Source organism: Mucilaginibacter sp. OK268 (assembly GCF_900103125.1).
Lineage (GTDB): Bacteria > Bacteroidota > Bacteroidia > Sphingobacteriales > Sphingobacteriaceae > Mucilaginibacter.
On the sequence record NZ_FNJV01000001.1, the window covers coordinates 666,626 to 687,714 of the forward strand.

General features: G+C 44.7%; 20 protein-coding genes. 10 read left to right on the forward strand and 10 right to left on the reverse strand.

Annotation, left to right across the window (positions count from 1 at the left end; all coding sequences use genetic code 11):
- The first annotated feature begins 9 nt into the window (after positions 1-9).
- On the forward strand, positions 10-900 hold the full coding sequence (locus BLR84_RS02615) for a flavin reductase family protein (RefSeq protein ID WP_090463903.1): 891 nt from the start codon (positions 10-12) through the stop codon (positions 898-900).
- A gap of 84 nt (positions 901-984) precedes the next feature.
- Here BLR84_RS02615 and BLR84_RS02620 read toward each other — a convergent pair whose 3' ends face one another.
- The 8 genes from BLR84_RS02620 to BLR84_RS02660 form a co-directional block, all read right to left on the reverse strand.
- Entirely contained in the window at positions 985-1,686 is a 702-nt protein-coding gene (locus BLR84_RS02620) for a L,D-transpeptidase family protein (RefSeq protein WP_090463906.1), read from the reverse strand.
- A 561-nt stretch (positions 1,687-2,247) separates the two neighbouring features.
- Positions 2,248-2,994, reverse strand: a complete 747-nt coding sequence (locus BLR84_RS02625; RefSeq protein ID WP_090463909.1) for a LytR/AlgR family response regulator transcription factor — start codon at positions 2,992-2,994, stop codon at positions 2,248-2,250.
- Entirely contained in the window at positions 2,991-4,025 is a 1,035-nt protein-coding gene (locus tag BLR84_RS02630; protein ID WP_255366843.1) for a sensor histidine kinase, read from the reverse strand. The genes BLR84_RS02625 and BLR84_RS02630 overlap by 4 nt, the downstream gene beginning before the upstream one ends.
- 173 nt (positions 4,026-4,198) lie before the next feature.
- Entirely contained in the window at positions 4,199-4,534 is a 336-nt protein-coding gene (locus BLR84_RS02635) for a DUF4288 domain-containing protein (RefSeq protein WP_090463912.1), read from the reverse strand.
- A 149-nt stretch (positions 4,535-4,683) separates the two neighbouring features.
- Entirely contained in the window at positions 4,684-5,532 is an 849-nt protein-coding gene (locus tag BLR84_RS02640) for a LiaF transmembrane domain-containing protein (RefSeq protein WP_090463915.1), read from the reverse strand.
- Positions 5,533-5,856: 324 nt separating this feature from the next.
- The gene (locus tag BLR84_RS02650) at positions 5,857-6,258 is read right to left on the reverse strand and encodes a LiaF transmembrane domain-containing protein (RefSeq protein WP_090463921.1); all 402 of its coding nucleotides are present in this window, start codon (positions 6,256-6,258) and stop codon (positions 5,857-5,859) included.
- Between the two features lie 217 nt (positions 6,259-6,475).
- Positions 6,476-7,531, reverse strand: a complete 1,056-nt coding sequence (locus BLR84_RS02655; protein ID WP_090465742.1) for an agmatine deiminase family protein — start codon at positions 7,529-7,531, stop codon at positions 6,476-6,478.
- 122 nt (positions 7,532-7,653) lie between these two features.
- Positions 7,654-8,523, reverse strand: a complete 870-nt coding sequence (locus BLR84_RS02660) for a carbon-nitrogen hydrolase (RefSeq protein WP_090463924.1) — start codon at positions 8,521-8,523, stop codon at positions 7,654-7,656.
- Positions 8,524-8,717: 194 nt separating this feature from the next.
- Between BLR84_RS02660 and BLR84_RS02665 the strand changes: the two genes are divergently transcribed.
- From BLR84_RS02665 to BLR84_RS02705, 9 genes are all read left to right on the forward strand, one after another.
- Positions 8,718-9,668, forward strand: coding sequence for a lysylphosphatidylglycerol synthase transmembrane domain-containing protein (locus BLR84_RS02665; RefSeq protein ID WP_090463927.1), 951 nt, complete (start codon positions 8,718-8,720; stop codon positions 9,666-9,668).
- Positions 9,669-9,739: 71 nt separating this feature from the next.
- Positions 9,740-11,518, forward strand: a complete 1,779-nt coding sequence (locus BLR84_RS02670; RefSeq protein ID WP_090463930.1) for an aromatic amino acid hydroxylase — start codon at positions 9,740-9,742, stop codon at positions 11,516-11,518.
- 159 nt (positions 11,519-11,677) lie between these two features.
- Positions 11,678-12,382 carry an SDR family NAD(P)-dependent oxidoreductase gene (locus tag BLR84_RS02675; protein ID WP_090463933.1) on the forward strand — a complete coding sequence of 235 codons (705 nt, stop codon included), beginning with the start codon at positions 11,678-11,680 and terminating at the stop codon, positions 12,380-12,382.
- 564 nt (positions 12,383-12,946) lie between these two features.
- Positions 12,947-14,476, forward strand: a complete 1,530-nt coding sequence (gene guaA / locus BLR84_RS02680) for a glutamine-hydrolyzing GMP synthase (protein WP_090463936.1) — start codon at positions 12,947-12,949, stop codon at positions 14,474-14,476.
- Positions 14,433-15,674 carry an ABC transporter substrate-binding protein gene (locus BLR84_RS02685; protein WP_143013813.1) on the forward strand — a complete coding sequence of 414 codons (1,242 nt, stop codon included), beginning with the start codon at positions 14,433-14,435 and terminating at the stop codon, positions 15,672-15,674. Before guaA ends, BLR84_RS02685 begins: the two co-directional genes overlap by 44 nt.
- A complete protein-coding gene (locus tag BLR84_RS02690; protein ID WP_090463942.1) occupies positions 15,671-16,840 on the forward strand; it encodes an RsmB/NOP family class I SAM-dependent RNA methyltransferase in 1,170 nt (389 codons plus the stop codon). The genes BLR84_RS02685 and BLR84_RS02690 overlap by 4 nt, the downstream gene beginning before the upstream one ends.
- Positions 16,841-17,069: 229 nt before the next feature.
- Positions 17,070-17,441 carry a DUF4180 domain-containing protein gene (locus tag BLR84_RS02695; RefSeq protein WP_090463946.1) on the forward strand — a complete coding sequence of 124 codons (372 nt, stop codon included), beginning with the start codon at positions 17,070-17,072 and terminating at the stop codon, positions 17,439-17,441.
- Positions 17,442-17,524: 83 nt separating this feature from the next.
- Complete coding sequence (locus tag BLR84_RS02700) at positions 17,525-17,830, forward strand: ArsR/SmtB family transcription factor (protein ID WP_090463949.1); 306 nt, start codon at positions 17,525-17,527, stop codon at positions 17,828-17,830.
- Positions 17,831-17,842: 12 nt separating this feature from the next.
- The gene (locus tag BLR84_RS02705; RefSeq protein WP_090463952.1) at positions 17,843-18,331 is read left to right on the forward strand and encodes an SRPBCC family protein; all 489 of its coding nucleotides are present in this window, start codon (positions 17,843-17,845) and stop codon (positions 18,329-18,331) included.
- 207 nt (positions 18,332-18,538) lie between these two features.
- Here the strand turns inward: BLR84_RS02705 and BLR84_RS02710 are convergent, their stop codons facing one another.
- Together BLR84_RS02710 and BLR84_RS02715 are read right to left on the reverse strand one after the other, a co-directional pair.
- Positions 18,539-19,108, reverse strand: a complete 570-nt coding sequence (locus tag BLR84_RS02710) for a MarC family protein (protein WP_090463955.1) — start codon at positions 19,106-19,108, stop codon at positions 18,539-18,541.
- Positions 19,109-19,274: 166 nt separating this feature from the next.
- Positions 19,275-20,831, reverse strand: coding sequence for an amino acid permease (locus tag BLR84_RS02715; protein WP_090463958.1), 1,557 nt, complete (start codon positions 20,829-20,831; stop codon positions 19,275-19,277).
- Positions 20,832-21,089 lie beyond the last annotated feature (258 nt).

Below are 21,089 nucleotides of genomic sequence, written 5' to 3' on the forward strand. Positions count from 1 at the left end.
TAAATACCGATGCTATCACTAAAAGTCAGCGAGCTTTCTATTTTTCAGTTACAAAACTATTTGAACCATGCTATAGCGCCGCGTCCTATTTGCCTGGCCAGTACGGTAGATAAGGACGATAATGTTAACTTGAGCCCTTTCAGTTTTTTTAACGTATTCAGCACCAATCCGCCCGTTTGTGTGTTTTCGCCCTCGCGCAGTGTGCGGGATAATATCACTAAACATACGTTACAAAACATTTTAGAGGTTCCGGAATGCGTGATCAATATTGTTGATTATGATATGGTGCAGCAGGTTTCCCTCTCGAGTGTGATGTACCCAAAAGGAGTGAACGAGTTTGTAAAATCGGGTTTAACTCCCGTAGCATCCGAGCTGGTTAAACCACCCCGAGTGGGCGAGGCCCCGGTGCAGTTGGAATGTGTGGTGACCCAGGTGATTTCCCTTGGCGATACTCCCGGCGCCGGTAACCTTATCTTAGCGGAAATAAAACTCATCCACATCAAAGACCATGTTTTAGACACCGATGGCAAAATTGACCAGGCTAAAATGGACCTGGTGGCCCGTCTTGGCGGCGACTGGTATTGCCGTATAACCCAGGATAACCTGTTTAAAGTAGCCAAGCCCAATGCCAAAATAGGCATAGGCGTTGATAGCCTACCGTATGCCATACGCAACTCCCGGGTGCTTACCGGCAACAACCTGGGGCAGCTAGGCAACCTGGAGGCCCTGCCAGCCGATGATGCCATTGAGCTATACAAGCAGGACTCTGCTATAAAAGAACTGTTAGACGCCACCATAGGCGATAACCAGACCCGCGAACTGCAGCTACACCTGAAAGCCAAACAATTGCTGGACGAGGATAGGGTAGCAGAGGCGCTGATGGTATTGCTGATGGATTAAAAAAAGAGTGATAAGAGTCAAGAAAGACGGCAAAGTTTTATCCTTATCTTGATTCTTGACTCTTACCTCTTGATTCTATTCCCCCTAAAACGCGTAATCCTTGCCCTCGATATGATAATCGGCCGGGATGTGTTTTTTTTCAAACAGATCATAGCCGGGTTTTAGGGTTTTCCAGAACGGCATATAGGGTTGCTGAGCAAAAATATCCATATAGTTTTTAGTCATCCGGAAAGGGTATATATCCAGGTTGATCTTTTGCTGGCCAGCTTCAAAGGCCTTGTAGATCAACGTATAAATTTCTTCGATCCGCTGGTCGGTCATGGCATAGCAGCCGATGGAGGCGCAGTGCCCGTGTATCATTACCGCGTCGCCGGTATAGCCCTTTAGCAGTTCAACCTTGTTTGGATAGCCAATGTTGATAGCCAAATGGTAGTTACTCACAGGGTTAAGCTGCTTAGGCTCAATGGTATAAAATCCTTCAGGGCTTTTGCCATCGCCCGAGCGGTTTTTGGTACCTACACCGCCCGAATAATAGCAAATATCATAAGTTTTGAACAGGCTATATTTCGAGCCTGTTTTTAGCCATACCTCCAGCGCATCCTGATATTTGAATATGCGCAGATAAACCGCAGAACCTGCTTTGAACCCTTTACTTTTTAACTCCTTTTGCAGCCGGGGCCATACTATGGTACGTACGTCGCTGGCACGTTTGCTATCGGGGAGCTCGGTTTTTGAGCTTGTTATTGCCAGGAATGACAGCAACAGCAATTGTAATAATTTAGGCATTTAGGTTGATCGGTTTTTGTATAACTATACTTGTAGTTGTTCTGGAATTCTAACGAAATAATTCCAACGTTATTTTAACACATCCCTGCCCCTAAAACTTTTTAAACCTTAAATTTTAACAGTTTTCTGGCCAAAATTGGATGAAAATCGCTCGAAAACTGTTTCAAAAACCCTCATTTTAACACTTTTTAACAAATTTTAACGTCGTTTTGGGCAGTTTTTGAAACTTTAAAAAGTATTAATTTATTGATTGTCAAATAGCTAAGTTGAAATTGGTTTGTTTTTGGCTTTGTTTTTCCTTTAACAAAACAGCCCGGTTTCCTGATAAAGAGGAAACCGGGCTGATGGTTGATATAAATATACGAAAAATGATCGGACTATCCTAAGAATTCTACACTATGTCATTGCGAGGAACGAAGCAATCTCCTCGCGTTCTAACTGATTAGAATAGCTACGAGATTGCCACGTCGTTCCTCCTCGCAATGACAAGGTTGTTAGGTAATGGGCACAAAAAAAAGACGCATGTGATGCGTCTATATAAAAAATATTTTAAATCCTGTTTTATATGCCCAGTACTTGTTTCAGCTTTACGTAGCCGGTTTTGCTTACGGGTATTTTGGCGCCTGATTTGAGGATGGCCAGGTGAGCGTCTTTTTCGTAAGGATCGATACGGGTAATTTGCTGTATGGCGATGATGTAGGAGCGGTGTACACGCACAAACTGGCGGGCATCCAGGGTTTTTTCAAAAAAGTTCATTGTCTTGTTTTTCAGGTACGATCCTTCTTTGGTAAACACGCTTACGTAGTCATCATCGGCTTGCAGGTATTCCACATCGGCCACGGGGATAATTTTAACTTTGGTGCCTGTTTTTACCACAATACGTTCATTTTGTGCCGGCGATTGTGTGGCGGCGGTTTCCAGCAGATCTTCGGTTTGCTTGGGTGCGTGTTTTTCGGGCGCTGTTGCCAGGAATTTTTCGATGGCCTTGGTAAATCGGTCTTTGCTGAAAGGTTTTAACAGGTAATCTACAGCATGGGCTTCAAAAGCTTTTATAGCGTACTCATCAAAAGCGGTAGTGAATATAACGGCAGGCGGTTGTTCCACCAGCTCCAACATTTCAAAACCATTTATTTTGGGCATCTGCACATCCAGAAAGATCAGATCAGGTTGGTGCTGCTGTATGGCTTTTAAACCTTCAAAGCCATCGTTACACTCCTGTATCAATTCAATTTCACTAAAATTTTGCAGATATTCCTTTACAACCATTCGTGCTAAAGGTTCATCATCAATAATTAAGGCTCGCCTCATAACTGTGGTATTTTTATAATGGTTGTAAATATATTATCATTTCCATGAGTTTCCATCAAATCGTTACGGGCAAAAAGCAAATATAGGCGGCGTTGTACCCCACGTAAGCCAAAACCAGTGCCTTTTTGCGGGCGCGAGGTTTGCGGATCATAAGGGTTTTGAACCATCAGCACTAAATAGTTATCCTCCATTTCGCTGCGGATGCTTACGGTTACTTCGCCGATGGTATCATACAAGCCGAATTTTATAGCGTTCTCCACCAGGGGCTGTAACAGCATGGAAGGCATCACGGCACTACCACATTTGTCGTCACAGCTTATTTCGGTTTGCAGGCGGTGCCCGAAACGTACTTTTTCAATCTCCAGGTACAGGTTCAAGTGTGCCAGTTCTTCGCTCAGGGGTACCTGTTGCTGATCGTCCTTTTTCAGGGTACCCCGTAAAAAGTCGGATAGTTGGTGGATCATCTTGCGGGCCTCATCGGGTTTAAAGCCGATAAGCGCGTTGATAGAGTTAAGGCTGTTGAACAAAAAGTGTGGTTGCAATTGCTGACGCAGATTATACAGCTCGGCATCACGGGCCAGCTGCTCGGCCTCGGTTTTGCGTTTCTGCGTTTCTTTCTGGTCGAGTTGTGAATACCAGAGCAAGCTGATCATGGCCATCCAGCCAATGGCCAGGAAGTCGGTAAAAAAGCGGATAGTTATGGATTGCTGTATGAAATTAATAAACACCTTATCGGTATTGATAAGAGGCAGCAGATAGCGACAACCCAGGGTACAAATACCGGCTAGTGCTACGCACCAGATAAACAGGTTAATATAACTGCCCTTACCCGGCTGGTAGTAACGCAGGTTATTATTAATGAGCCAGCAGGCACCCGAAAGTAATATGGCGCTCAGGAAGCCATCGGTTGAGGCAGCGAACCAGTAAAAGCCAAAACTATGCACAATATAAGTTTGCAGGCCGGCCCAAACCAGGCCGCAAACAATAAATGCGCCGTATAATCTTGAAGCTGATATAGAGGGTAGTGCCAAAACTTATATTTTATTAATGTGAGAGTCAAGAATCAAGAACCAAGAATTAAGACAGGCAAACAGGAACAAGTCACGTGTAAGATGTGCGTTTTGTACTCCTGAATTAACTCTTTTAACCATATTTTTCAATGTGTTTCTCTTGATTCCTGACTCTTATCTCTTGATTCTTTTACTCAATTTCTTACACCCAATAATGCCGATTTGTGGTGCGCCCAGGCAATGTACAGGTCGGCATCGGGTGTTTCATGTATATTATAGTACAGCTCGGCGCCATCGGTAAGCTCGCCTATCTGGTTTAGTTCGGCCACATCAATAAACTGCCATTTAACGGTTTGTTTTTCGATATTTTTAAAGCTATCCTGATTGGCATGGCCAATTTTGTTTGCTTTTTCAAAGGCTGTCAACTCAGTATCTGCGCAGATTAAACGTAACTGCTCATCAAACTGCGCCTGGTGATCGCCTGCACCACTGATCACCCTGAAAACTAATTTTGCTACGTACCAGTTCATTATCTTTGTTTTATAGTTAATTGGAGTTAAGAATCAAGAGCCAGGAATCAAGACAAAAGCCTGTCTTTGATTTCTTTAGCTATGTTCCCCTGCGTATTAGGTATTTTCTTAATACTTGACTCTTGATTCTAATATCTTGACTCTAGTAGTTAATAGCTGCGTATATCAACCCCGGCAAAAATGGAGGTTCCTTTAAGTACCAGTATTTTATCGTTATTGGATGATGCGGTACTGCGGATGCGTTTATCGTCAACCCCGGCAAAAACCGCGGCCAGGTCTGATACCACCTGCCAGTTGGATGGTACAATGATCTTGGTGCCGCCGAATACCTGGGTAATGTCTATATAAACCCTGCCGTTAATGTCGGCCTGGGTAAAGTCAAGTTCGGCACCGCCAAAAATGTTCACTATTTCGCCGCCCTTAAAGTTTTTGGATAGTATGGTTTTGTTAACCCCACCAAAAATAGAAACAGCATCCAGGTAGTCGTCACCGTTATGGTAGCCAAACGGAGGTGTATTAGGATCCTTGGGTGGTACATCGTCACCATCTTTTATCGCGTAATCAGCTTCCGGAACGTTTTTACCAAAATCAAAATTGGCTGCTTGTTTACTCCACGTGCCATCTTGTTTAGTCCATTTGCCATCCTTGATGTTCCGTTCCCAGTCATTATGCCTGCCGCGTCTTAAAATAAGCCATATACCAAATGCAATAATGGCTATGGGCCATACTACACGGTCGGCGTTGCCAATATTATCGTTTAATAAAAAGATGATCCCTAAAATGATCATGATGCTCCAGGTGGCTTTCCTGAAGTTATGTTTAGCGCCAAAATAAAGACCTATCACTATAAGCCCCATGGGCCAGCTGAATATCCAATCAGGAATTAAAAACTCGGCAAATTGCCTTAGGAGCAGCACTCCTCCTACGGCAAGTAGTATAACCCCAGCCATCGCTTTTCCTTTATTGGGGTTGGTTGTATGTTCTATATCGTTGTTCATTTGTGTGCAAATTAAATCATATCCAAAACTAAGGTAACATTATACATGTGCCAAACAAAAACTGGCGATATATTTAAAGAAATCGGTGGAGAGGTAGGTTTTGTCGGTGAAAAAGTTGATCACCCCACCCAACCCTCCCCAGAGGGGAGGACTTTTTAATAAATCTCTTGTGAAAACGAAGAGCTTTATTTGTATGTTATTTTTTAGTAAGCTGATCAGGACCCTCCCCAATGGGGAGGGCAGGGTGGGGTTCCACAACAAAAGGGAGCCCGCAAACCGGTACTCCCTCATGAATTGAAAACAAAACTATTAAATTATGAAAAATTAGACTTCTGGTCCGGTTGTTTTATCGAAATGAAAAGTATCCTTAGGCTTTTCAAAGTAAAGCTCTTCCTTGTGTTTACGGGGCTTAAATGCTACCCAGGCACCAAAACCCATAATGGCTACCGGCCAAACAATGCGGTCGGCATCGGCTATGTTCTCGTCGAGCAGGAAGGCCACACCCACCAGGGTGATCAGGATCCAGGATGCTTTGCGGAAATTGTACTTGGCACCCATGTATAAACCCCAGGCCACTATCCACATCGGCCAGCTAAACAGCCAGTCGGGGAAAAGGAAAAGATCAAATTCTCTGATCAATAGTATACCACCAATGATCAGTAAAATTACCCCTGCAGCAGTTTTGCTATTATTGGGGGTAATGGTAGTTTCTATATCGTTGTTCATCGCTTTAAGTATTAATATTATACCCTAAAGGTACAGCGGTATACAAAGCAGGACAAGGTGATATAGGTGAACAGCGTGTAAGAAATCGGTAAAAGTATGGGTTTATCCGGTGAATGAGACCTCTCCTAAATCCTCTCCAAAGGAGAGGACTTTGATTTGTATGCTACTCATCAATAAATTTTTCAGAATCCTCCCCAGTGGGGAGGGCAGGGTGGGGTTATTCTGGTTCCTGTTGACTCAGGCAGTGGAAACTGCCCAGCCCCCAGATAATATCGGTTGAATCGATGCCGATCACTTCGTGATCAGGAAAGCATTGCTGTAAAATATCGCAGGCTTTATCATCATTTACCGAGCGGTATGTAGGTACAATAACCGCGGAGTTGGCAATATAAAAGTTAGCGTATGATGCCGGCAAACGGGTATCTTCGTAGATCACGGCTTCAGGCATAGGCAGCTCCACAATGTTAAGCTGTTTGCCATTGAGCAGGCGCATGGTTTTTAAAGTCTCGAGGTTTTCCTGCAGCAGGTGATAGTTCTCGTCGTTCTTATCTTCCTCTACCACGGTAACCACGGTGTCCTCGTTCACAAAACGGGTAATATCATCAATATGACCGTCGGTATCGTCGCCAACAATGCCATCGCCCAGCCATAAGATCTGTTCGGCGCCATAATAGCTGCGCAGGTAGGTTTCTATCTGGTTCTGGTTGAGCAGGGGGTTACGATTTTTGTTGAGCAGACAGGCGGTAGTGGTAAGGATAGTGCCTTTACCGTTAAAATCAACAGAGCCACCTTCCATCACAATACCCGGGTTAAATACGGGCAGGCCAAAATGCTCACCAATTTTGGTAGGTATTACATCGTCAAGATCAAACGGCGGGTATTTACCACCCCAGGCATTGTAACCCCAGTCGATAATGGCCTTGTGTTTGGTGTCGGGATTGATGACAAATGCCGGTCCGTGGTCGCGGCACCAGGCATCATTAGTGCCAAAAGCAAAAAGTTCTACCCGGTTCATGTCGACACCGGCATGCTGCAACTGAAAGATCACTGCGGCTTTCATTACCTCGTCGACCACGTTGATGCGCACCAGCTCGTTACGGGTTAAGATTTTTATAAACTCGATGTACGAAGGATAAATGGTATCCAACTTACCCGGCCACGAAGCTTCTTTATGCGGCCACGAAAGCCAGGTAGCTGTGTGTTTGGCCCATTCAGCAGGGAAATAAAATCCCTGCGAAGCAGGTGTTTGTATGGTTGAAATGTTTTGGCTCATATTGGTTAAAGGCAAAATATACATACCACTACGTCATTGCGAGGAACGAAGCAATCTCTATGCTATACAGAGCGGCTCTGCTTATCGGGGATTGCTTCGTTCCTCGCAATGACGCGTGGGGATTAGTCTTCGTCAAGTAGTCTCTTGGTAATTGGTTGATAGCTGTCGATCCTGCGATCACGAAGGAACGGCCAGTGACTGCGATAATAATCAGATTTATCCAGATCAAGCTCTTGTACCACCACTTCTTCCTGATCATGCGAGGTTTGGTGAATGATGGCGCCAAACGGATTGGCAAAGAACGATCCACCCCAGAATTTTACGCCGGCTTCTTCGCCTACACGGTTTACGCTTACCACGTGTATGCCATTGGCCACCGCGTGCGAGCGCTGTATGGTTTGCCATGCATTGTATTGCTCCACGTTAGTTGCTTCGTCCTGGGTAGTGGCCCAGCCAATAGCGGTTGGATAAAATAAGATATCGGCACCCATTAAAGCGGTAATGCGGGCAGCTTCGGGATACCATTGATCCCAGCAAATAAGTACGCCCAATTTGCCATATTTGGTTTTAAACACTTTGTAACCCAGATCGCCCGGAGTGAAGTAAAATTTTTCGTAAAAGCCCGGATCGTCAGGGATGTGCATTTTACGGTATTTGCCAAGGTAAGTGCCATCGGCATCTAACACGGCAGTAGTATTATGGTAAAGCCCCTGCGCACGTTTCTCAAACAAGGAGGCAATGATCACCACGTTCAGTTCGGCGGCTACTTTCTGCAGCTCGTCTGTTGATGGGCCAGGGATGCTTTCGGCCAGCTTAAAATTGTCGTAATCCTCCACATCGCAAAAATAAAGCGAGGTGAAAAGTTCCTGTAAACAAACTATTTGCGCGCCTTTTGCAGCGGCTTCCCTTACTTTAACAATAGCCTTTTGCAGGTTCTGCTGTTTATCAGCAGTGCAGCTCATCTGTACCAGGCCAACTTTTACTTTACTCATACTCATAAAATTTGCGCAAAAATAACAATTGCTATGATGATTTGCACTCAATTAATTAATGATTACACACGGTTGATGATCAATGTTTTTACACAATTGTGAAACCATAACTATATAAACTGCGTTGTTGGAGCAAAGTTGCCGCTATTAAAAAAAAATTAATGTGTGCAATCAAATAATTAGCTTTGCAGCCAATGACAGAAGACGAAATACCAGCGCCAAAAACATTTAAACAGCAACTGTGGAATGTTACAAAAACTGTGTTAAAAATAGCTGTTACCACAGCGCTGCTCATCTGGGTTTTTAGCAAGGTACCTATCCAACTGGTCAAATACCGTTTGCTGCACGCCAATTACTGGTGGATGGGCGCCGCGGTTGTTTGTTATTTCTGTTCGATGGTGGTGTCGTCATGGCGCTTGTTGAGCTTCTTCAGGTCGATAGGCTTAAAGCTGAACCCTAAATATAATCTGCGACTTTATTTCCTGGGACTATTTTATAACGTATTGCTGCCTGGTGGTATCGGTGGCGATGGTTACAAGATCTTCATTCTGAACAAAGCACACAAAGTTCCCGGCAAAAAATTGTTCTGGGCTATTATGTTCGATAGGCTCAGTGGTCTTTGGGCTATCGGCCTGATCACCGTTGGACTGATATTTCTGATCCCGCAGATCGATATTCATAAAGCCCTGCCGGTAAGTATATTCCTGGGCGGTTCGGCGGTTTACTATTTCGTAGCCTACATGTTTTTCAAAGAGTATACCAAATACTTTTTCGAGGCGCATTTAAAAGCCCTGGTATTGCAGGGTTTCCAGCTACTGGCCATTATCTGTGTGATGTTTGGGCAGGATTTCAGTGGTAAATTTTCACCGTACTTGTTATCGTTCCTGATTTCTGCGCTGGCATCAATCATACCTATTACAGCGGGTGGGGCAGGGGCGAGAGAGGCTATATTTACCAAACTATCCGATTATTTTCCGATGGATAAGGGGCTCTCGGTTTTTCTGCCCTCGTCATTTTACCTCATCTCGCTTTTGGTGGCCTTGTTTGGCCTGTACTATGTGATACGCCCGAGCCGCCTGGATAAGGGCCTGAAAAAATATGACGAAGAGGTGGCTGAAACAGCTGTGGATCCAGGAGGTGAATAGCGAAAATAAAGTGTGTGAGTACACCTAATTTTCTAAATTTGCGTTTCCTATTATAAACCACTACAACGTAAATGAGCCATTTTAATGATTTTAACAATCCGCAGGTTGCGGCCTTGCCCGGTCATTTAAAACAATTTATAGTCGACCAGCATTACGAACATTATACACCTATTGATCATGCCGTTTGGCGCTATGTAATGCGCCAAAATTACAGCTATCTGAAGGATGTTGCCTACTACCCTTACATACCCGGTTTAACCAAGGCGGGCCTTACTATTGAACGTATTCCCGATCTGCAGGAGATGAATGATGCACTGGCCAAAATAGGCTGGGGCGCCGTTACGGTGGATGGTTTTATACCACCAGCCGCCTTTATGGAATACCAGGCCTACCGGGTGCTGGTTATCGCGGCAGATATACGCCAGTCGCGCCATATTGAATATACACCGGCGCCGGATATTATCCATGAGTCGGCCGGGCACGCGCCTATTATTGCCGATAAGGATTACCATGAATACCTGAGTTATTTTGGTTCGATAGGGGCCAAAGCCATGTTTTCGGCGCAGGATTTTGAGCTGTATGAAGCTATCAGGGCGTTATCCATCCTAAAAGAAATGCCCAATGCGGACGAAGCCGAGATTAAAAAGGCTGAGGAACTGGTGGCCTATCGCCAGGGAAATATGGGTGAACCATCGGAAATGGCCTTATTGAGTCGTCTGCACTGGTGGACGGTAGAGTACGGCCTGATCGGTACGCTGGAGCAACCCAAGATCTATGGCGCGGGTCTGCTGTCGTCCATCGGCGAAAGTTCCAGCTGTATGAAACCCGAGGTTGAAAAACTATGGTACACCATTGATGCCCTGAATTATAGCTACGACATCACCAAGCCACAGCCGCAGCTGTTTGTAACGCCAACTTTCCAGAATCTGATAGATGTACTGGAAGAGTTTGCTAACACCATGTCTTTCCGTAAGGGTGGAGCCTATGGCCTGACCAAAGCTTTTGAAAGTAAAAATACCTGTACCGCAGTTTACAGCTCGGGCTTACAGGTATCAGGTACCATTACCGAATTTAAGGTTGATGGGCGCGATAATCCGTATTTTATCAAAACTACTGGTCCAACAGCTTTAGCAGTAAACGGCAAGCAACTGCCTGGACACGGTAAAAACTATCATAAAGATGGTTTTAGCTCGCCGGTAGGGAAACTGAAAAATGTCCATAATCCGCTCGAGGATCTGACAGAAGAAGAGTTAGGGAACATAGGCATAGTTAAAGGTAAAGCGGTGGAGCTCGATTTTGAAAGTGGTATACAAGTTAAAGGAACGGTTAAAAGTATATTAGCATTCCTGGGCAAAACACAGCTGATCACTTTTACTGATTGTACGGTTACCGATAAAAAAGGTCACGTATTGTTTGACCCATCATGGGGCGTATACGATATGGCTGTTGGCGAAAAGATTGTTTCGGTGTTTTGCGGCGCTGCCGATAAAGCGGCTTATGAAGAGATCGTTTATAAGTCGCAAACAGCTACCCATCACGTGGAGTATGATCTGCGAACCAGGGAGCTGCATAAACTTTACCAGCAGGTGCGCAACCGTAGGCAAACAGGCGGCGACTTTGGCTTTTTGGGTAATGTATGGTTCATGCTGCAGAAAAATCATCATGACGACTGGCTTTGCGCCCTCGAAATACTGGAATTGCTGGAGCATGAAGATGTTGAACCCGCACTGAGAGCCGAGATCAGGAAGTTCCTGCAACAGAAAGCCAAAGATCAGCCTGAGCTAAAAAAACTCATCAGCGACGGTTTTTATCTGATCGAGCATCCTGTTGAACAAAAATTGGTATTTTAGGCGTCACGATAAATGCGATAATAAAACGCGTCATTGCGAGGAACGAAGCAATCTCTATGCTATGCAGAGCAAAGCGTTAAGTGCAAACTTATCTAAAGGACCTGCCTGTGTAGAGATTGCTTCGTTCCTCGCAATGACGGTAAATAACAGAACGGGCTTATGAACATCATTATAACAGGCGCCAGCAGCGGCGTGGGATTTGAAGCAGTAATTGAACTGATACTTTCGGGTAACAATAAGGTAATTGCATTGGCCCGCTCGCAGGACAAGCTGGAGCGCCTGCTGGAAATTGCCCACGGTCTTAATCCAGATTGCCAACTATTTGCCCTTAATTTTGATATCGTACATGATGATTATGAGGGCCTGCAGCAATTTATAGCCTCCAATTTTGATAACCAGGTGGATGTATTGATCAACAATGCGGGTATGCTCATCAACAAACCATTTACACAATTGCTCGAGACCGATTTTGTAGAAATGCTGCAAAGCAATTTTATTGGTCATGTGCGGATGATACAGGCGTTATTGCCGCTGATGCCGGCTGGCTCACACATCCTGAATGTGGGCAGCATGGGTGGTTTCCAGGGAAGTGCCAAATTCCCGGGATTATCGGCATACTCGGCCAGTAAGGCAGCTTTGCATACCCTTACTGAATGCCTGGCGCAGGAACTGATAGAACAGGATATCAAGGTAAACTGCCTGGCCCTGGGTTCGGCGCAAACGGAAATGCTGGAGAAAGCCTTCCCGGGTTATCAATCGCCGGTAATGGCTTTTGAAATGGGTAAATATGTGGCTGATTTCGCACTTACCGGGCATAAGTTCTTTAACGGGAAAGTGTTGCCTGTTGCGGTAACTACACCGTAAATATCACACATACGTCATTGCGAGGTACGAAGACAACCGACCAGCGGGAGCTCATTAATACCAATAAGAACAAACACAACATTAATAATCTCTATGCTGTACAGGGCGAAGATGTCTGTCGTAGAGCGCTCAATTGCCGCTAAGGCTGTTACTTTTGTCTTGATACAAAAGTAACCAAAAAATCAAGTCATCAGAAATGCTTCTATACGCTCCTAGCCTTTGCCCTGCAAAGCGGGCAGAACCACGGCTGCTAAATTTTGCCGCTACTGCGTTCACTCATTACCCTCCGCTTCAGACAAAATTCGCTAATGCCCCGCCAACCACACAAGCCACCATTGTTCTGCTCGCTTTCGTCCGAAGCTGTTCTGCTGACGGGAAAAAGCAATAAAAGAAATCTAGGTAATCTCATAATCCTATAAATCATGGTTCAGACAAAAGCTGTTCTGCTGACGGAAAGAAATCACTAATTCACTAAATCATTAATTCACTAATTAATCAAATCACTGAATTCCAAAATCTCAAATCTCATATCTCACATCTCACATCAAATTTTTATCTTTGCCCATGCAAGAAAAAATCCTCATTCTTGACTTTGGCTCGCAATTCACCCAACTCATCGCGCGCCGCGTCAGGGAGCTCAATATTTACTGTGAGATCCACCCCTTTAATCATTATCCCGAAATTGACAGCACTGTAAAAGGAATCATCCTTTCCGGCAGTCCTTATTCTGTAAGGCAGGAAGATGCGCCTCATTTTGATTTCGCGCAGTTCCATACCACCCGTCCAATCCTGGGGGTTTGTTATGGTGCACAGTACGTGGCCCATTTCCATGGCGGCGAAGTATTAGCTTCGAGCACCCGCGAATATGGTCGTGCCAATCTGGATTATATCAACAAAGAAAATCCACTGTTTAAAAATATCCCCGAAAACTCGCAGGTATGGATGTCCCATGGTGATACCATTGCCCGCATCGGTGATAATTTTGAGATCATTGCCAGTACCGATAGCGTAAAGGTGGCGGCTTTCCAGGTAACCGGTACCCAAACTTATGGTATCCAGTTTCACCCGGAGGTAACCCACAGTATTGATGGCAAGCAATTGCTGGAGAATTTTTTGGTCGACATTTGCGGTTGCCAACAAGACTGGACACCAGATTCGTTCATCGAAACTACCATTGCAGCCCTGCGCGAAAAGCTGGGTGATGATAAAGTAGTACTAGGTTTATCAGGCGGTGTGGATTCATCGGTAGCGGCGGTTTTATTGCACCATGCTATCGGTAAAAACCTGCATTGCATATTTGTTGATAACGGCCTGTTGCGCAAGGACGAGTATGAGCAAGTGCTCGACTCCTATAAGCACATGGGCTTAAACATAAAAGGTATTGATGCCAAGCAACGTTTTTACGATGCATTGACCGGCCTTAAAGATCCCGAAAAGAAACGTAAAGCCATCGGTCGCGTGTTTATTGAAGTATTTGACGATGCCGCGCACGAGGTTCAGGATGTAAAATGGTTAGGACAGGGAACTATCTATCCCGATGTTATTGAATCTGTTTCGGTAAAAGGCCCGTCTGCTACCATCAAATCGCACCACAACGTTGGCGGTTTGCCCGATTTTATGAAACTGAAGGTAGTTGAGCCTTTGAATACTTTATTCAAAGACGAAGTAAGGCGTGTAGGCAAGGCTTTAAACATCGATCCGAATATTTTAGGCAGGCACCCTTTCCCGGGACCGGGTCTGGCTATCAGGATCTTGGGTGATGTTACACCAGAAAAAGTAGCTATATTGCAGGAGGCCGATGCGATTTATATCAACAATTTGCGGTCATACGGTGTTTACGATAAGGTTTGGCAGGCCGGCGCTATATTTTTGCCGGTACAATCAGTAGGGGTAATGGGTGATGAGCGTACTTACGAGAACGTGATATGCCTGCGTGCTGTAGAATCACTGGATGGGATGACAGCCGATTGGTGCCATTTACCTTATGACCTGCTGGCCAAGATCTCCAATGAGATCATCAATAACGTAAAAGGAATTAACCGGGTAGTATATGATATCAGTTCGAAACCACCTGCTACCATTGAGTGGGAATAAATGGTTATTGTTTTTTAGCGCGGCGCTGATACTGGGTGCATGCTCACCAAAGGTGCGGCCTGTATCAACGCCCGTAAAAAAAGTTGAAAAACCCGAACCCAAGCCTGTAGAAAAACCTCCGGTAAAACCCACAGCAAAAGTTTCTGTTATATCCATGATATTGCCCATGGGGCTTGATCATGTACGGCCACGTAACTACAGTGGCGCCGGACTGAGCCAGGCCAATATGAGTATTGAATACTACCAGGGTTTTAAACTGGCGCTGGACTCGTTGGCTGCCCAGGGCGCTAATTTCAAATTGCAGCTTTTTGATTCTAAAGATGATGCCTCAGCGGCGCATAGCCTGGCTTACAACCCACAGATCAGAACAAGCGACCTGGTGGTTGGTCCGGTGTATCCCGACGGGATGAAATTGTTTACCTCCACCATGGGTACCCGTACGGCTATCCTGTCGCCATTATCACCCGCGTCGCCTGCTACTATCAGAAACAATAACTTAATTACCGTTATCCCCCCGCTGGAATATCATGCTGTAGGTGCGGCGCAATACATCAATGATAAACTCAAACCTAAAAAAATATTTATCCTGCGTTCGGGCTTTAGCCAGGAGAACGATTATGTGGTAAACTTTAAAAAAGCAACCGATAGTTTAAGCAATAAAAAGGTTAAAATTGTAAGCGTTATTATCACACGGGGTAAATTGAGCGGTTTGCTGCCGCAGCTGTCAAAAACAGAGCGTAATGTGTTTGTGATACCGGCTACCGATCAGTCGTTTTTGGGTGTTACGCTGCGATCATTGGATACTTTAAACAAAAACTATCCCGTGGTGCTGTTTGGTCACCCCAGTTGGGAGAAGTTTAGCTTTTTAAAGACCGATATATTGCAGCGGCTTAAAACGCATATTACTTCCAGCGATAAGGTGAATTATAAACAGGAAGGCACAATTGCTTTTTTGCATAGCTATCGTAAAGTGTATCACGTTGAACCCACAGATTATGCCATAAAAGGCTTTGATGAAGGGATGTATTTTGGCAGGCAGCTGCTGGAGGGCAATAAAGATATGGCGGCGATTGACAAAACCGATTTTACAGGCATACACAATGGTTTCCATTTTGTAAAAAAGCCTGGCTTGGGTTGGGTCAACACGCATGTAAATATATTAATGTATAGTAACTTTGAGTTAAAACAGGTAGAATGAAGGCTATAAACCAGCTTAAAACGTTTCAGCGAATATTGGGTGAATACCCTGCCGATACGCCTCTAAGTAAGTTTTTACCCGGCTTCTACAGGCAAAATAAACAAATGGGATCAACCGACAGGCGTATTGCTAACAGGTTGATGTACAATTATTTCCGGATAGGGCTTACCCTTCGTAGTTTACCTGCCGATGAGCGTTTGTTTGTAGCCGAGTTTTTATGCAACACACAAACCAATTCTTTTTTACAAAATTTTAAACCCGACTGGGCCGCTTGTATCGGTTTTCATATCGACGACAAACTGGCCCTGGTAAAAACAGCACATCCCGATTTTGACCTGGAGGATGTGTTTCCCTGGGTAGCGCAATTATCGCCGGGTATTGATCGTCATGCTTTTTTAAGATCATTCTTTTCACAACCCGATCTTTTTATCCGCGTGCGCAATGGTTATGACCATTTGGTTAAGGGCGAACTGACCAAAGCACAGATCGTATTTAAGGACGAAGGGAACGGTTGCCTGTCGTTACCCAACGGTACCCGGCTCGAAACCATATTTTCCAAACAGCACTGGTTTGAGGTGCAGGATTATTCGTCGCAGCAAACCGGCGATTTCTTCCGGCCGCAGCGCTGGGACAGCTGGTGGGATGCTTGCGCGGCATCAGGCGGTAAATCATTACTACTGCATGAAGATGAGCCCAACATTAAGCTGGTGGTATCGGATATCCGCGAATCGGTACTGGCCAATCTGGATGAGCGTTTTCACCTGGCCGGTTTAACCAAATACCAGAAAAAAGCGCTCGACCTTACTACCAATGTCGATCAAACCCTGCATGATTATGCTTTTGACGGCATTATACTGGATGCCCCCTGCAGCGGCTCAGGTACCTGGGGCCGTACACCCGAAATGATAGCCCAGTTTGATCAGCATAAGATCGAATTTTTCCAGAAACTCCAAAAAAGCATCGCCCAAAACGTAGTAAAATACCTGAAGCCCGGTAAGCCGCTTATTTACATTACCTGCTCGGCCTTTAAAGGGGAGAACGACGATGTGGTTGATTTCCTGGTAAAAGAGCTTGGCTTAAAGCTCGAAGAAAGCAAAATACTCAAAGGCTATGAACGCCGGGCCGACACCATGTTTGTGGCTAGGTTGAGCCCACCGGCCGCCTGAAAATAAAAACCATGTCATTGCGAGGAGGAACGACGAAGCAATCTCGTAGCTATTCTTGTCGATGAGAACGCGAGGAGATTATTAATGCTGTTAATTCTTTCTTAAGGTATTAATGAGCTCCCTCCGGTCGGTTGTCCACGCTATCGCTCGCAATGACATGTTTTTTACTGCACCACCATTGTAACAAATCAAGGCATCTGCTCGTCTGTATAGGCAAACAAAATATACTATGGACATCAACCTGATCAGCGTAAACGATTTTTATATAGCCGAGATCGTAACCGATATCATCGAAATTAACAACGCGCAGGACGCGTTAGATATATTGGCCAATTGCGCCTACCAGGATGCCCGGAGGATAGTGATGTACCAGGAAAATATCACTGACAGTTTCTTCGACCTGAAAACAACGCTTGCGGGCGACATACTCCAAAAATTCTCCAACTATAATGTTAAACTGGCCATCATAGGCGATTTTTCAAAGTATAGCAGCAATAGCCTGCGCGATTTTATTTACGAAAGTAATAAAGCCGGCAGGATCAGTTTTGTAGCAACCCGGGATGAGGGTATAGATGCTTTATCAAAGGGGATCAGGGTTTAAGCAGCTCCCGGGAAAAAATTGAAAATAAATTTGTGCAATTGATCGGTTGCGCTTATATTTGCAATCAATCGGTTGCAAATAATATGAGACGAGACATTTTTCAAGCTATTGCCGACCCTACCAGGCGGGCAATTTTAGGTTTACTGGCGCTGCAGGCGATGACACCAAACGCTGTTGCCGAGCATTTTGATAGTTCCCGGCAGGCGGTATCCAAACATATCCAGATCCTGACGGAATGCGAAGTGATCAAACAACAGCAAACCGGCAGGGAAATTTATTACCACTTTAATCCGCAGAAGATGAAAGAAATTGACTTATGGCTCGAGCGTTTCCGCAAATTGTGGGACGATCGTTTTGATCAGTTAGATAATCTATTAAAAAACCTATAAAACAAATTCAATATGAGTACAAAAACAGAGATCACCAAAGATCTGGCTAACAAAAAAATACGCGTTACACGGGAATTTGCCGCTCCCCTTGAAAAAGTATGGAAAGCATGGACAGATGTTAGTCTGCTGGAACAATGGTGGGCACCCAAGCCCTGGAAAGCGGTATCTAAATCATATGATTTTAGTGAGGGCGGTTTCTGGCTGTATTGTATGACAGGGCCAAATGGGGAGGAAGCCTGGTGCCGGGTTAACTTCAAAACCATAGTACCACAGCAAAGCTTTACCACTACAGCCTTGTTTTGCGACGAAAATGGCGTTGTAAACCCTGATTTTCCAGCGATGCACTGGCTGGTTACTTTCCAGGCGGTTGGCGAGCTTACCCGGGTAGTAGCAGAGCTTACTTTTGATAACGAGGCGGATCTGGAAAAAATTGTTGTAATGGGCTTCGAAGCAGGCTATACCATGGCATTGGACAACCTGGACGAGCTATTAGAAGCTTAAATTTATTATTATCATATTAAAGAAAGGGAGGCTGCCGGAAGGAGGGTCTCCTTTTCTTTGTGCAAATCAAAAAGCTTTTACTTTAGAGAGAGTAACATCCAAAAGAAGGCTGTCACCCTGAGCTCCGTCGAAGGGTCGAGCGCAGAGGCCTGCCCACCATGGTTCGACAGAGCTCACCATGACACCCTGTTTTGACGACTGTCGGGGCTACAAATGCGTATTACTCCTGAACAGTTTAATAGCGATGGCCAGCAAAATGATCCCGAATGATTTTCGCAGAATGCTCAGGCCAACCGGGCCTAAAAGCTTTTCGATCCATTTTACATTTTTGAGCACTAAGTATACTACAACGGTATTTAATACAATGCCCACCAGAATATTCTGGGTTTGATATTGCGATTTGAGCGAGAGCAGGGTGGTCATGGTACCGGCACCGGCAATCAGCGGAAAAGCCAAAGGCACTATCGAAGCCGACAGCGGAACTTCCTCTTTAAAAAAGTCAACGCCAAGCACCATTTCCATCGCGATGATGAATATCACCAGCGAACCGGCAATGGCAAAGGAGGCAACATCCAAGCCGATAACGGCCAGTAATTCATCACCTACAAAAAGAAACACCACCATCAGGATCAACACCGCGATGCTGGCTTTTTCCGATTCGATATGCCCTACGCGCTGCCTTACCTGGATAATTACGGGTATGGCACCCAGGATATCGATAATGGCGAAAAGGATCATGGTAACGGATAGTACTTCCCTGAAAACTAATGGATGCATGGCTGTAGGGTTTATGCTGGTGCAAAAGTGCGATTAAAATATAAAGAAAGATAAAAAGAAAATACGATGTGTCGAAATTTATGCGGCAAATCTTTGTAAAAGCAAAGCACAAAAAAAGGTCCTGATTAATCAGGACCTTTTTTATAATATTTATAAGATGATATCCTTATTCAACAAATTTAGGGTTGATAGGGTCGTTGGCAGCTTCAACTTTACCATGTCTTACATGGGAGCGTTTGATGCTGTAACCAAAGTAGATCACAAAGCCGATCAGTAACCAAACAATAAGACGGGCCCAGTTTTCCCAACCTTCGCTGGCGATCATACACAAGCAGATCAATGCACCCAGCGGACAAACGACCATATAAATCGGCGTCTGGAACGGACGTACAATGTTTGGATCGGTTCTGCGCAGGATGAATATACCAATACAAACCAGTACGAAAGCGAACAGGGTACCGATACTCACCATATCGCCCACATATTTATCCGGGATAAAACCGGCAAATATGGATACAAACACAAAGAATAACCATTGTGATTTATATGGTGTGCGATGTTTAGGGTGCAGTTTGGAGAATATTTTAGGGATCAAACCATCGGTGCTCATGGTATAAAATACGCGGGTTTGGCCCATCAGCATCACCAGGATCACCGAAGAGAAACCAGCCAGGATAGATACCGTTACAAATGAAGCTAACCAACCATAACCAGGCATCGCTGTTTTAATAGCATAACTCACAGAAGCTTCTTTACCCTGGATAAGGAAATCTTTGTAAGATACCAAACCGGTAAGCACGTGTGAGAATAAGATATATAAAGCAGTACAGAAAACCAATGATATCAGGATACCTTTTGGCATATCTTTTTGTGGGTTCTTAGCTTCCTGTGCCGCTGTTGAAACAGCATCAAAACCAATAAAGGCGAAGAATACTACACTGGCGCCGCGTAAAACACCCAGCCATCCGTGGTTAAAGGTATCGCCATAATCAACAACACCTGTACTTACTTTTACAGTACCCGCATCAGCAGGGATCATATAAGGTGTATGAAATGCCGGATTGATATAGTGCCATCCCAAACCGATGATCAGGAGCACAATGGCTACTTTAACAATTACAATGATGTTGTTTACTATAGCCGACTCTGCCATACCGCGTATAAGCAATAAGGTAAGCAGGAATATAATAAATATAGCCGGCAGGTTAACGATACCCCGGGTACCCAGTTCTGCGGCATACATACCAGTGGTGGTGTTTGACACTTCGAAGAAGGAGTGTGTCCACTGGTAGGGGATATGGAAATTGAAAAATGTTATTAAAAACTCGTTGAAGTACTGCGACCAGCCAATGGCTACGGTAGCCGCACCAAGCGCGTACTCCAGTACAAGATCCCAGCCTATGATCCAGGCTATAAATTCGCCCATGGTGGCATAGGAGTAGGTATAAGCCGAACCGGCTATAGGTATCATACTGGCAAATTCTGCGTAGCATAAACCAGCCAGGGCGCAACCCGCGGCCGCGATAAGGAATGAAATGGTAACGGCAGGACCCGCATGTTCACCGGCTGCCGCTGCTGTACGAACAAAAATACCGGCTCCAATAATAGCACCAATACCCAGTGCTATAAGCGATCCAACGCCTAAGGTTCTTTTCAGCGATTTCTCCGTCTCGACAGAGGCAGCCATCAATTGCTGAATAGGTTTCTTAATAAATAACTTCATTTGAAAATTGTAAGATCAGTTTTAAAATTTAAAAATTCACATTCCCCCAAACGTACTTAAATTTATTGAAATCCTAAAGGGCGGAATGTAACAATGGAATAATGAGGTATTTCCAAATAAAAGTGTGTAAAAGCGAGTAAATCTATAGGTAATCGGATTTTTATAAGTGCTTATATAAGTGCCTCATTTGTAAGGGGAGCGGGCAAAAGCAGTGTTTGAGTAACACTTTGGATTTTGAGCAAAAATAAATGTTAAATG